This is a genomic window from Pseudoalteromonas pernae, from assembly GCF_039831865.1.
In the GTDB taxonomy this organism is placed as follows: Bacteria; Pseudomonadota; Gammaproteobacteria; order Enterobacterales; family Alteromonadaceae; genus Pseudoalteromonas; species Pseudoalteromonas pernae.
The window spans coordinates 56,443-70,401 of the sequence record NZ_JBDODM010000005.1 but is presented as its reverse complement, the minus strand read 5'-3'; the positions used below and the strand labels follow the sequence as shown (position 1 = coordinate 70,401).

Genomic DNA, 13,959 nt, shown 5'->3' with positions numbered 1-13,959 from the left:
TTAAGCGGTTTTTTTGTGTCGTTATTTAGCCAAGAATAATATGCGGCACGAATCGAGATGTATCTTTTGTGATTGGGCCGTTGTCTTCACGAATGGTTAATCCACAGCTCTTATGGCCCACAACCCACGATCCTATCAGTGTGTGGTTTCCCGCAAACACAGGTAACGGCGCAAGTGCTTGGGTGATGAAGCCTTCATCACCGTAACTACCACTTTCGTGGACGCGCCCTTTGCTAGGGTGCACCCAAGTTATATTTTCTCCTTCACGACTAAACAGCGGCTTGCTTACATAGCCTTGCTCTAGACCTTCCCCCTCGTCACCGGCAAAGTAGGCAGGTAGTAGGTTAGGGTGATTTGGAAACATCTGCCACAACAGTGGCAAGATAGCCTTATTGGATAATACCGACTTCCAAGGAGGTTCGACAAACAAGGTATCCGTGGTCAGCAGTTGCGGCCCAAAATCATCTAAAAAAAGCTCTTCCCATGGGTAGAGTTTAAATAGTTGAGTAATGGGTTGTTCTTCCAAATCGGTCAGTTGCCCTTTGCTATCGATACCTATGTCTTCGATGGCCATTCTTACTGTTGGCATGCCAGCTTGGTAGGCACAATCTTGAAGGTAAGCCACTGTGCCTTTATCCTCAATAGAATCTCTGCTGTGAGCGAAGTGTAGGGCGCTGTGACTACTAAAGTAATTGAAGCGGCCAATCAGGGCTTCTTGAATACTGTTGAATTGGTCACTTTGGCGGGGTAACTTGCCTCGGTCGACTTGTTGCTCTAGCCATAGCCATTGAAAAAAGCCCGCCTCATAAATAGACGTGGGTGTATCGGCATTGTACTCAAGGAGTTTTGCTGGGCCTTGGCCGTTGTAGCTAAAGTCCATGCGCCCATAGAGGCTTGGCTCCTTATTGCGCCAGCTGTTGGCAATGAAGTCCCAGTAACCTTGTGGAATAGCGAACTTCTTTAACCAGTATTCGTCATTGACGACTTTGCTCACGAGCTCCAAACACATTTGCTCTAGCTCGTTGGTAGGGTCTTCTAAATCGTTTTCTATTTGTGCGAGGGTAAACTGGTAGTAGGCGCTCTCGTCCCAATATTTTTCGCCATCGATACGGCAAAACTCGAAGCCGAAATAATCGGCTTGAGCGACCAAATCTGGCCGCTCAGTGATAGGTTGGCGAAACATTTAGCCACCAAAACTACTGCGAGAGGCAGCACGGCGACCAAATCCACCGCGCGTACTCGTTACCGTTGTTGGCTTGCTTGCGTAGCGAATTTTCGATTTCTTCACCATGGTGGTACCGCGGTTGTTGTACGCACCGATGTAGTCGTTATTGGCATTACGGAAGCTGAAAAAGTCATCGCGGGAACGGTACAAAGGTTTAGAACCTGAGTAGTAATTGCCACCGAAATAAGCGTATTTCTTACGCTTTTTCTTTTTCATTAGGTCAAGACCTTCATCCACGGCCTCGGCTACGGCTGCAATCATGAAGCCTGCCATTATAGGGCGCCAAATACTCCCTTCTTGCTCGCAACGCTCAAAACCGAAGTCTGTTTCGCAGAGGTTTTCGTTTGCGTACTTGGGCGCTTCAATAGCGTGGTTGGCTAGCGCCTCTTGATATTGTGCTTGGCACACTTCGTTCTCAACACCGAAGCTTGTGCAATCGTCAACATTTTCAAATAGCAGTGCCGATTCTTCAGGATCGCCACAACCCGCTAAGCCCGCCGTCGCTCCCAACATGAGTGTGAGCTTGAGTTTACTCGTTCTTTTCATGCGCAGCGCTCCTTAGTAGGTGATACAAGCAGCGTTTAAAATCCCAGTCGCAAGTGATGCTACACCAAGGAAAGCACCAGCACTCATGTGGCCATTTGCGATTTTTTCTGACAACTTAGGCATGTATAAGCGCACAAGGAAGAAGGTTACCAGTTGCATCACACCGGCGATAACACCCCAAATGGCAAAATCGATAAGTGATACGGAGTTAATTGCAGCACTGGCTACAGGCAAGGTGAAACCAATAAAGGCGCCACTGAACGCTGTTGCGGCGGCCGCATTGTTTTCTTTCATTAGTGTCCACTCGCAATGCGGTGTAACTAGTGTATATAAGAATAGAAAGGCCAAAACTAATACATAACCTAGGCCAAAATAAGAAATAAAGGGCACGAACCCTTGGATAGATTCCATGAACATGTTTATTTGCTCTCACTGAGTCGAGTTGTTGTTATTCCAAAGAGGCCAGTTGTGCTAGCTCTCGGTGCAATAGCTTATCATCCCCAACATTTAGTTCAATAAGGCGTTTTAAGTGAGTGGCACTATCTAAATCGAGTTCAGTGCAATGTAGGCCAATACTCTCCTTGTCTACGTGTGCGACTTCCGCTTTCATCTTGATGTCGATGTCACTGCCTGCGAGGTTGAAAATAAGCTCTACGTATTGACCCACTGCTGGATTTAAGCCAAGAGGGAGGCTGACTAAGGCGCCATTTAAAGAAAGGTCGAGTAAGTGGCATCCATAATGATCAGCATTAAACATCACCAGCGCGGGGCGCTGAAAAATGATACGAGTAAAGTGACGACGATTTTCCATTTTCTTTCCATACCAACCATTTACTCTAATAGTGTAGTTGTGGGCACGAATTTTTTCCTATTTTTCGTCAACTTGGCAAAAAAAATGCCCCACTTTAGTGAGGCATTTTCTAGACCGGGCTAATTAGCCAATCTTTTTATACTTAATACGTTTTGGTTGTGCAGCATCCGCACCAAGCGTTTTCTTCAACCAGCCTTCGTACTCGGTGTAGTTACCGTCGAAGAAGTTGATTTGACCTTCGTCGCGATAATCAAGAATGTGCGTTGCAATACGGTCAAGGAACCAACGGTCGTGCGAAATAACCATCACACAGCCTGGGAACTCTAAGATAGCGTTCTCAAGTGCACGCAGTGTTTCTACGTCTAGGTCGTTGGTCGGCTCATCCAGTAGCAATACGTTACCGCCAGCTTTAAGCAGTTTAGCTAGGTGCAAACGGTTACGCTCACCACCTGATAGGTCTTTAACAAACTTTTGTTGGTCATTACCTTTGAAGTTAAAACGACCCACATAAGCGCGGCTTGGGAATTCGAAGTTACCTACTTTAAGCACGTCTTGGCCATCAGCGATTTCTTCAAATACCGTTTTGCTTTCGTCCATGTGACCACGGAACTGGTCAACCGTTGCTAACTCAACCGTTTCACCAATAGTGATTTCACCGCCATCTGGCTGCTCTTCACCGCTGAGCATTTTAAACAGTGTGGATTTACCCGCACCGTTGGCACCGATGATACCTACGATGGCACCTTTAGGAACGCTGAAATCTAAGTTGTCGATAAGCATACGATCGCCAAAGCTCTTTGTAAGGCCTTTAACGTCGATAACTTGGTCACCTAGGCGTGGACCCGGTGGAATAAATAGTTCATTGGTTTCGTTACGCTTTTGGTAATCGCTTTGCTGTAGTTCAGCAAATTGCGCCATACGTGCTTTCGATTTAGCCTGACGGCCTTTCGGGTTTGAACGTACCCACTCAAGTTCCTGTGCAATCGACTTCTGACGCGCTTTTTCAGCTTTTTGTTCTTGTTGAAGACGCGCATCTTTTTGCTCAAGCCAAGATGAGTAATTGCCTTCCCATGGAATACCTTCACCACGGTCAAGCTCAAGGATCCAACCAGCAACGTTATCAAGGAAATAACGGTCGTGGGTTACTGCAACCACAGTACCTTCGTAGTCGTGTAGGAAGCGCTCAAGCCAAGCTACAGATTCAGCGTCCAAGTGGTTGGTCGGTTCGTCGAGAATCAGCATGTCTGGTTTTTCTAGCAACAGACGGCAAATAGCAACACGACGACGCTCACCACCTGAAAGGTGTTCAATCTTTGCATCCCAAGGCGGAAGACGAAGTGCATCGGCAGCACGCTCTAGGGCATTGTTTAGGTTGTGGCCATCGTGCGCTTGGATAATAGCTTCAAGTTCACCTTGCTCTTTAGCAAGTGCATCGAAGTCAGCGTCTTCCATTGCATATTCAGCGTATACTTCATCAAGACGGCTCAGTGCGTTGGTCACTTCGCTTACTGCTTCTTCAACCACTTCACGGACAGTCTTGTTTTCATCAAGCACAGGTTCCTGAGGAAGGTAGCCGATTTTAACGCCCGGCTGAGGATGCGCTTCACCCTCAAAATCTTTATCAACGCCTGCCATGATGCGTAAAAGGGTTGATTTACCCGCACCATTTAGACCTAGTACACCAATCTTAGCGCCAGGGAAGAAGTGTAATGAGATGTCTTTTAAGATAGTGCGCTTAGGTGGCACAACTTTAGACACTCGACTCATCGAGAAAATAAACTTATCAGGTAAAACCATGAAAGAAGCCTTTGTAGTGTGACTATAATTTAACAGCCGTTATTGTAGAGTCTCAGGGGTAAAAGCGTCAACGAAAGGGCGTGTTTTTACGTCCTTAATTTGCCAGTAAAATACCCACGCCAACTAATGCTAGTAAGCCACCGAATATCATTTTTGTACTGACAGGCTCGCGCTTTACAAAGCCTATGGTCATGACGATGAGCGGCGCTGTTGCAAAGATGGTTTGAGCGATGGCGGGGTCGGTGTATTTTACCGACGCGAGTTGTAGCCATAGGCCAATAAAGGTGCCAAAGAAAACGGCTACAAGTAGCCAATGTTTATTCTCAATGCCTTTAAGACGTACTGCCTGATATAAATCACTGTACTTAATAATAGCCACCACCAAGGCGACACTGAGCGTGCCCGATACCAATCGAATAAGTGCAGCCCATAGGCTACTCATAGATTCAGTATTCATTGCCCCTTTAGACATCACCATGCCGGTGGCTTGGCACAGTGCAGCCAGCAGCGCCAGCGATACGCCTATGAAATAATGGCGTTTATCAACAGGTTGTAAGTTTTGTTGGGGTGAGATGGCGATGACGACACCTACACTGGTGACGATTATTCCCAGCCAAGCAAGCAAAGATAAAAAGTGCCCCAATAAAATAATATTGAGAATTCCAGCGAGGGCAGGGGCGAGCGATTCAATCACCAAGGTTCGTGCAGGGCCAATATTGCGCAATGCGCCGAAATAAGCGCTGTCGCCGATGGCTATGCCGATAACACCGCTGGCAATGAGCCATAACCATGCATGAGTGTGTTGGGGAATATTGAAATCGCCGGTGAGTACAATCACCAGAACCATCATAGAAGTTGCAAGTAAGCCTTTACTTACATTGAGCTGCATGGGTGACAAGTGATGGCTGAATGTTTTGTAGAGCAGAGTTGAAAATGCCCAAACCACTGCCGCGCTTATGGCTGCTAATTCACCTAATCCCACACATCACCTCAACACCTCATTATCTGCGCGCGGCATTATGACAAGGGAGATAGCTGCTGTAAATTTTTAAATGGACGTCTAAACATCTAGAGGTTGAAATTTCCATCAGTCTAGTCATAATAGCTGTTCTAGCTTTAAATGGAGCCTACTATGCCTATTACGGTTCAAGATGAGTTACCGGCGATCTCGCATTTACGCCAAGAGAATGTGTTTGTTATTCCTAAAAGTCGCGCCAGTACCCAAGAAATACGCCCGATGCGTTTGGGTATATTGAACCTGATGCCGAATAAGGTAGAAACGGAAGTGCAATTTATTCGCTTATTGGCGAACACGCCATTGCAGGTCAACGTCGATTTACTGCGTCTTGATACTCATCGTTCGAGTGAAAATTCAGAGCAGCATTTGGATATGTTCTATCGTTATTTTTCTGATGTCAAAGACACCAACTATGATGCGCTTATCATCACCGGCGCACCACTGGCTCATTTAGAATATGACGACGTAGGCTATTGGCAGGAGCTAAAAGAGTTTTTTGATTGGGCAGAGCACCATGCTACGTCAACACTTTTTAGTTGTTGGGCGGCGCATGCCGGGTTGTTCCATCATTATGGTTTAAAACGCGAATTGCGAGCAGATAAGCTCTGTGGCGTCTTTGAACATCAGTGTTATTTTGACCATGCAGCGTTAACACGTGGTTTTGATGATCGCTTTTTGGTGCCGCACTCGCGCTATGGACACATAGAGTTATCGCGTGTGGCTGAGCACAGCGAACTCATCACCTTAGCAGGCTCTGACGAAGTAGGTGCCTACTTACTGAAGAACCAAAGCGGTTCGCAAGTTTATATTACTGGCCACCCTGAATATGATGCTGATTCTTTGTTAAAAGAGTATCAGCGTGATGTGCAAAAAGGCCCGAACGCTCCTAAACCAAAGAATTATTTCCCAGAGGATAATCCTGATTTCAAGCCATCTAAAACGTGGCAGAGTCATGCCTTTTTGTTATTCTCCAACTGGCTTAACTACTATGTTTACCAGACCACTCCCTATGATATTAACTTGGTTAGCCAAGATGTAAGGACTAACAACTATGCCGAATAAACATCAAGCACTCAGTGCGGCACTCAAACAGCGCATTTTAATTTTGGATGGCGCCATGGGCACTATGATCCAAAAGCACAAATTTGAAGAGAATGATTACCGTGGTGCGCGCTTCGCTGATTGGCATGTATTAGTCAAAGGCAACAATGACTTATTAAGTCTGACGCAACCTGAGGTTATCGCGCAAATTCACCGTGAGTACCTTGAAGCGGGTGCCGATATCATTGAGACTAACACCTTTAACTCGACCACCATTTCGATGGAAGATTACGATATGGCGAGTCTTAGTCGTGAAATCAATCTGGAGTCGGCGCGTTTAGCGCGCAAGGTGGCGGACGAATTCACCGCTAAAGACCCGAGCAAACCACGCTACGTAGCAGGGGTGCTTGGGCCAACGTCGAAAACCTGCTCCATTTCACCGGATGTGAACGACCCCGGCTATCGCAACATTACCTTTGACCAATTAGTTGAGGCCTATGTGGAATCGACGCTTGCCTTGATGGAAGGCGGTGCGGACATCATTTTAATTGAAACTATTTTCGACACCTTGAATGCCAAGGCAGCGTCTTTCGCGGTAGAAGAAGCGTTTGAGCAAGCTGGCACAAGCTTGCCTGTAATGATCTCGGGCACTATCACTGATGCCTCTGGGCGCACCCTATCAGGGCAAACCACCGAAGCTTTTTATAATTCAATTCGTCATATTAAGCCGCTTTCAATCGGCTTGAACTGTGCCCTTGGTCCTGACCTTTTACGCCAGTATGTGGAAGAGCTCTCGGGTGTATGTGAAACATTTACCTCGGTGCATCCTAATGCGGGCCTGCCGAACGAGTTCGGTGAATACGATTTGGAAGCCGAAGAAATGGCACAAGAGATTATCGATTGGGGTAAAGAGGGCTTTATCAATATCGTTGGTGGTTGTTGTGGCACCACGCCTGAGCATATCAAGGCATTTGCTGATGGGTTAAAAAATGTGGCTCCGCGTCAGTTGCCCCAATTGCCAGTACGTATGCGTCTTAGTGGCCTTGAAGCCTGTAACTTGAATTAAGAGGCAATATTGATGACTAACACAGCAATTTTCACCAATGTTGGTGAGCGCACTAATGTCACCGGCTCGGCACGATTTAAACGTCTGATCATGGACGAAGACTATGAAACAGCGCTAGATGTTGCCCGTGAGCAGGTAGAAAGTGGCGCCCAAGTGATTGATATCAACATGGATGAAGCCATGTTGGACTCTAAAGCAGCCATGGTGAAGTTCTTAAACCTTATTGCCTCTGAGCCAGATATTTCCCGTGTGCCTATCATGGTCGACTCTTCTAAATGGGAAGTTATTGAAGCAGGCTTAAAGTGTATTCAAGGCAAGGCCATTGTGAATTCTATTTCCCTTAAAGAAGGGGAAGAGCCGTTTCGCAAGCAAGCTAAAATCTTAAAGCGTTTTGGTGCTGCGGTCGTGGTCATGGCATTTGATGAAACTGGACAAGCGGAAACCGCAGACCGTAAGTTCGCCATTTGTGAGCGCTCGTATCGGATTTTGGTCGATGAGCTGGGATTCCCACCGGAAGATATCATTTTTGATCCCAATATTTTCGCCGTAGCCACGGGTATTGAAGAGCACGATAACTACGCAGTTGAATTTATTGAGGGCACACGTCGAATCAAGGAAAACTTACCCCACTGTAAGGTCTCAGGCGGTGTCTCGAATGTATCTTTCTCGTTTCGTGGCAATAACCCCGTGCGTGAAGCGATTCATTCAGTGTTTTTATATCATGCCATCCAGGCAGGGATGGACATGGGTATCGTAAATGCAGGGCAACTGGCTGTTTATGATGATATTCCAACTGAGCTGCGTGATGCCGTTGAAGATGTGATCCTCAACAAAGACCCAGGCGCCGGTGAGCGATTAGTAGAATTGGCGCCTAAATATTCGGGCATGGCACAAGCAGAGAAAGTTGAAGACTTAGAGTGGCGCTCGTGGCCTGTTGAGAAACGCTTGGAACATGCGCTGGTTAAGGGAGTTACTGACTTTATCGAAGAAGATACAGAGCAGTGTCGCCAACAGTTTGCTAAACCCATTGAGGTGATTGAAGGTCCTTTGATGGATGGCATGAATGTGGTGGGTGATTTATTTGGTGCAGGTAAGATGTTCTTGCCGCAGGTGGTGAAATCTGCACGCGTTATGAAGCGTGCGGTTGCTTATCTTGACCCCTACATTGAAGCGGAAAAACAAGCAGGAGAAACCAACGGTAAAATCATCATGGCCACCGTAAAAGGGGATGTGCACGACATAGGTAAAAACATTGTTGGTGTCGTACTGCAGTGTAATAACTACGAAGTGATTGACCTTGGTGTAATGGTGCCGGCAGAGAAAATTCTGCAAACCGCAATCGATGAAAAGGCGGATATCATAGGTTTGTCTGGGCTTATCACGCCATCATTAGATGAAATGGTGCATGTTGCCAAAGAGATGAAACGTCGTGATTTCACGATCCCATTGTTGATTGGTGGTGCGACTACCTCTAAAGCGCACACAGCAGTAAAAATTGAACCGCAGTATGATCATGGCGTGGTCTATGTGAACAATGCCAGTCGTGCGGTGGGCGTGGCTTCGAGCTTGCTGAGTAAAACCGCAAAAGCCGATTTCCTTGCTAAAACCACCAGTGAATATGTGAAAGTGCGCGAGCAGCAGGCCCGTAAAAAACCGCGTTCAAAGCCGATTGGCTTGCAGCAAGCGCGTGCCAATCACGCCAAGCTAGACTGGCAAAATTATGTGCCACCTAAGCCCGTTACTTTGGGTGTGCAAGAGTTCCATGATGTACCGCTTAGTACACTGCGCAGCTACATCGACTGGACACCGTTTTTCATGACCTGGTCGTTGGCGGGTAAATACCCTCGCATTTTGAATGATGAGATTGTTGGTGAGCAAGCGCAGTCTTTGTTTGCTGATGCTAATGCTATGTTGGATGAGCTTGAGCAGTCAGGCAGTTTACAACCTAAAGGGGTGATTGGTTTATTCCCAGCAAACCGCGTTGGCGATGATATCGAAATCTACACAGATGAAAGCCGCACTGAGGTGTTGGTGCGCTCGTCACAGTTGCGCCAGCAAACTGAGAAAAAGGGCTTTGCAAATTACTGTTTAGCCGACTACATCGCACCTAAAGGTACACCTGATTACTTCGGTGCATTTGCGGTAACCGGTGGCTTAGAAGAAGACACCTTAGCGGATGCGTTTGATGCGCAAGGTGATGATTATAATAAAATCATGGTTAAGGCTGTGGCGGATAGGCTAGCTGAAGCATTTGCCGAGTATCTTCACGAGCAAGTGCGTAAAGTGCACTGGGGTTTCGCGGCAAATGAAAACTTGAGCAACGACGAGCTTATTCGTGAAAACTACCAAGGGATAAGACCTGCTCCGGGTTATCCTGCATGTCCTGAACACACTGAAAAGCGTAAAATCTGGCAGCTATTGGATGTTGAGAACCGCATCGGTATGAAGTTGACGAGTTCATATGCAATGTGGCCGGGTGCTGCGGTATCAGGATGGTATTTCTCTCACCCAGATTCAAAGTACTTCGCTGTGGCGGGTATTCAGCGCGATCAGGTAGAAGATTATGCTCAGCGTCAAGGCATGACTATAGAAGAAGCAGAGCGCTGGCTGGGGCCAAACCTCGGGTACGAAAACTAGCGTAAATGTACAGTGAGAGTGAATAAGTAAAAAGGCGACCTAAGGTCGCCTTTTTATTTGATGCATATACTGATCGCTTGAGAGGCAATTCCGTAACTATATTGGTTGGGTAATGGTTTTCTAGCTAAACCCCTGTTCAAAATTTAACTTATTGCCAGCATTGAAGTTATAATTTTGTGATACAGTTATTGAGGGACAAAAATGATAAGTGGGACTGAGTTGTGAGGGATACCATAAACGCAAGCGATAAAGACAAGGCTCGTTTTTTACGGGTATTTGCCTTTATTGGTGCAGTCACATCATTTCTAATGTCGATCAGCAGCTATGGCGACGGCTACATTTTGTTGAGCATTTTGCTCGCAGCTTCAGTGATTGTTTTTGTTTCTCCTTTTGTTGTTAAAGGCAAAGACGCTGTTATTGCCGTGGTTATGCTTTATACCCTATACTTTTTGATGGGCTATCTGGTTATTTCCGGCGGCAGTCATGGTACTGGACCTTTGTGGTTGTTTATCGTTTCCCCTGTGACGTTCTTTATTCGCGGTCTCAAACGCGGCGCATTTGACCTAGTCCTGCTTGCGGGCACTATCTCGGTATTGTTTATTTATACTCCAGAAATAGGCTTGTATGACTACCAGTCGTTTTACTTCCCATCGCGAGTTATGTTGTGTTTCTCCATTTTGTGTGTGCTCGGTGGTTTTTATGAATACTACCGTAACAAATACAGTTTGCAGCTTATGCAACAAGTAGAGATTAATCGCAAAATGGCCAGCACGGACTCCATGACTGAGCTGTATAATCGCCGCTATACCCTTGAATGTTTGGAGGGGCGCCATTACGGCGAAGACGCTGTTTTTATTTTAATGGACGTTGATAACTTCAAGCAGATTAATGATAACTACGGTCACGTTATTGGTGATGAAGTGCTCATGTACATTGCCGATACATTACGAAAAGTGTGTGCAGGAGATGGTATTGTGTCACGTTGGGGAGGAGAGGAATTCCTGATTGTGGTGCAAAGTCAGCATGCGCATAAAGCACATACGATAGCGAAGAGCATCCATGAATCTCTCAGGGCATCACCCTTCAAGCGCGACATCCATCAATTTAATGTCACTCTCAGTATTGGCGTACATCAGCGCCAAGCGGGAGAGAGTATCGATCATTGCTTGAACATCGCAGATAAGCGCTTGTATAAGGCTAAAACGAGCGGTAAAAACCGTACTGTATCGGACGATGAAGTTGAATTTGCTTAGAATGACCGCCCACATAGTGAATGAATTAGCCTAATAGTAAAATGCAGGGGTAGCTTAAGGCGTTGGTATAACGCGAGCTATCCCATACAATAGCGACTAATAATAGCCAATTTGAATTGCCGTGCTGCCCATCGAACAAAGCTACTGTGAGCTGTTAACACAATTAAAAACCCACCCTCTTTGCCTACTGCAAGCGCCGCCCGGTGCGGGTAAATCTACGTGGTTGCCTTTGCAACTACTAAGAGAAGGTCATTTTAAGCGTATTGTTATGCTGGAGCCCCGTCGCTTAGCCGCACGTAATATTGCCAATTACCTTGCTGCACAACAAAACGAAGAAGTCGGCCAAAGTGTCGGGTTACGGCTGCGCCAAGAGACTAAGGTCAGTGCGCAAACGCGCTTAGAAATTGTCACAGAGGGAGTGCTCACGCGAATGTTGCAAAGCGACCCTGAGTTATCTGGGGTCGATTTGGCGATTTTTGATGAATTCCATGAGCGCTCCATGGCTGCAGATACTGCGATGGCATTTGCTTTAGAGAGCCAACTGCTGCGTGATGACCTGAGCATTTTAGTTATGTCAGCGACGTTAGATTCGCAGCGATATCAGTCATTTTTTGATTGTCCCATAGTGCAAAGTGAAGGGCGCAGTTACCCGATTGATGAAATCTATCAGCCTTTGGCAGCACAAGATAAGTGGCTCCAAGCTATGCCTGCGTTGGTAGAACGTGCTTTAAGCGAGCAAGTAGGTTCCGTGTTGGTGTTTTTACCGGGACAGCGTGAAATCAATTACCTTGCGCAAAATCTTCACCTCGATAATCAGGAAATCGAGGTGCACATGCTCTACGGCGAGCTTGATAAGAATGCACAACAACAGGCGATAGCGCCTGCACCACAGGGCAAACGCAAGGTCGTACTCACAACCAATGTGGCGGAAACAAGCTTAACCATTGAAGGTATTCGTGTGGTGGTCGATAGCGGCAAACGCCGTGCAGCGCAATTCAATTTGAATACCGGTGTTACTGAATTAAGAACCGTGAATATTTCTCGCTCCTCCGCAACGCAAAGAGCGGGCCGAGCGGGGCGATTGGAAGCGGGGGTGGTGTATCGTCTTGGTAGTAAAGAGCAGCTCGAGCGTCGGGCCTCCCATGATGCCCCAGAAATCTTGACCAGTGATATCAGCGCCTTGATGTTAGAGGCAAAAATCTGGGGTGCGAGTATCGACGAATTGCAGTTGCTGGATATGCCATCGAGCGCACAGCAGCAACAGGCTCTAGCTTTATTAGAAATGCTGGAAATTGTTGATAGCTCTGGGAAGTTAACCTCACAAGCAAAAATTATCCATGGTATGGGTACGGATCTGCGTTTCGGCCATCTGCTTTATAAGGCAAAAGAAATTGAACTCAGTCATCCCGGCTTTTTGTATTTGGCAGCTGCCTTTGTGGCATTAATGGAAGCGCGCGTAGCGACTGTGCCTGAGTTGAGCACTGCACTGAATATGCAATTGCAGCGGCCTCATCCGGCCTTTAAGCAACAGTTGGGGTATTGGCGTAAGCGTTTATCTGTAGCTGTGATCAATGAGTTGCCAATGTCTATGCTGCCGATTGTGGTTGCCTTGGCCTTTCCTGACCGTATTGCTAAACGCCGAGGTACAGGCATGCTCATGAGTAATGGCGCGGGCGTGCTTGCGAGCGAGGAGCATTGGCTTGATGAGCAATTACTGGCGATTGCAGAGGTTGGTGGAAAGCAAGGCCAACGTATATTCAGCGCGACCGCTGCTGATAGCGAACAACTTAAATCTTACTTGCCGCATCTATTTAGCGAACAGGTGGTGTGTGAATTCAATGACAAATCAGGCAAGTTCACTAACGAGGTTAGGCAAAAACTAGGTGCTATCACTTTACACACTCAGCCTTCATCTGAACCGATTGATGCAGATATGAAGTGCCAAGCTTGGTTAGGCGTATTGGCCAAAAGAGGATGGGGGGTGTTCAAGCATGCACAATCTGAGCAACTACGCATTCGCCTAATACTCGCTGGCCAATTGCTTGGCGGTGTGTTTTCAATAAGCTGTGAACAAGCCTTATTGAATGATGCAAAGACATGGTTAACCCCTTACTTAACAGATGTGAAGTCTTTATCGGAGCTCGAAAGCTTCGACTATCGACCTGCTTTACTGTCGCTTATTGATTACGGTGCGCAACAGCAACTCGAGGAGTTGTTACCCAGTAAATTGACCGTACCCTCAGGCTCTACCCACAAGTTAATTTATCAGCTAGATGGGCCTGCGAAACTGAGTGTGCGCATGCAAGAGGTTTATGGTTTGATGCAAAGCCCGCAATTGGCGCATGGTAAGTTACCTTTGTTGATGGAGTTATTGTCACCAGCACATCGACCATTGCAATTAACACAGGACCTAGCGCAGTTTTGGCAAGGGAGTTACCGGGAAGTACAAAAAGAGATGAAAGGGCGATATCCCAAGCACTTTTGGCCCGACGATCCCGCCACAGCTCAGGCTACCAATAAGGTAAAGAGTAAAATGTAATTTCAGCATTCACTAGCCGCTTTGTG

The 13,959-nt window shown here is 46.7% G+C and carries 11 protein-coding genes; 5 read left to right on the top strand and 6 right to left on the bottom strand.

Annotation, left to right across the window (positions count from 1 at the left end; translation table 11 throughout):
• Positions 1-25: 25 nt before the first annotated feature.
• The 6 genes from V1358_RS12850 to V1358_RS12825 all read right to left on the bottom strand — a co-directional run bounded on the left by V1358_RS12850 (position 26) and on the right by V1358_RS12825 (position 5,361).
• Positions 26-1,183 (bottom strand): glutathionylspermidine synthase family protein, encoded by a 1,158-nt coding sequence (locus tag V1358_RS12850; protein WP_347393783.1) that lies wholly within the window; start codon positions 1,181-1,183, stop codon positions 26-28.
• Complete coding sequence (locus tag V1358_RS12845; protein WP_347390645.1) at positions 1,184-1,771, bottom strand: DUF1190 domain-containing protein; 588 nt, start codon at positions 1,769-1,771, stop codon at positions 1,184-1,186.
• 12 nt (positions 1,772-1,783) lie between these two features.
• Positions 1,784-2,182 (bottom strand): DUF350 domain-containing protein, encoded by a 399-nt coding sequence (locus V1358_RS12840; protein ID WP_347393909.1) that lies wholly within the window; start codon positions 2,180-2,182, stop codon positions 1,784-1,786.
• A 37-nt stretch (positions 2,183-2,219) separates the two neighbouring features.
• Positions 2,220-2,582, bottom strand: coding sequence for a PilZ domain-containing protein (locus V1358_RS12835; protein ID WP_347390647.1), 363 nt, complete (start codon positions 2,580-2,582; stop codon positions 2,220-2,222).
• Between the two features lie 123 nt (positions 2,583-2,705).
• Positions 2,706-4,379 (bottom strand): energy-dependent translational throttle protein EttA, encoded by a 1,674-nt coding sequence (gene ettA / locus V1358_RS12830; protein ID WP_347390648.1) that lies wholly within the window; start codon positions 4,377-4,379, stop codon positions 2,706-2,708.
• Between the two features lie 94 nt (positions 4,380-4,473).
• Positions 4,474-5,361: a DMT family transporter gene (locus V1358_RS12825; RefSeq protein WP_347390649.1), complete on the bottom strand. Its 888-nt coding sequence runs from the start codon at positions 5,359-5,361 to the stop codon at positions 4,474-4,476.
• A gap of 150 nt (positions 5,362-5,511) precedes the next feature.
• Here V1358_RS12825 and V1358_RS12820 point away from each other — a divergent pair, with 150 nt between their 5' ends.
• From V1358_RS12820 to hrpB, 5 genes are all read left to right on the top strand, one after another.
• Entirely contained in the window at positions 5,512-6,459 is a 948-nt protein-coding gene (locus V1358_RS12820) for a homoserine O-succinyltransferase (protein WP_347390650.1), read from the top strand.
• Positions 6,449-7,504 carry a homocysteine S-methyltransferase family protein gene (locus tag V1358_RS12815; RefSeq protein WP_347390651.1) on the top strand — a complete coding sequence of 352 codons (1,056 nt, stop codon included), beginning with the start codon at positions 6,449-6,451 and terminating at the stop codon, positions 7,502-7,504. Before V1358_RS12820 ends, V1358_RS12815 begins: the two co-directional genes overlap by 11 nt.
• A gap of 12 nt (positions 7,505-7,516) precedes the next feature.
• Positions 7,517-10,141 (top strand): methionine synthase, encoded by a 2,625-nt coding sequence (gene metH, locus V1358_RS12810; RefSeq protein WP_347393782.1) that lies wholly within the window; start codon positions 7,517-7,519, stop codon positions 10,139-10,141.
• A gap of 221 nt (positions 10,142-10,362) precedes the next feature.
• Positions 10,363-11,394, top strand: a complete 1,032-nt coding sequence (locus tag V1358_RS12805; protein WP_347393781.1) for a GGDEF domain-containing protein — start codon at positions 10,363-10,365, stop codon at positions 11,392-11,394.
• Between the two features lie 121 nt (positions 11,395-11,515).
• Entirely contained in the window at positions 11,516-13,933 is a 2,418-nt protein-coding gene (gene hrpB, locus V1358_RS12800; protein WP_347393780.1) for an ATP-dependent helicase HrpB, read from the top strand.
• The last annotated feature ends 26 nt before the right edge of the window (positions 13,934-13,959 follow it).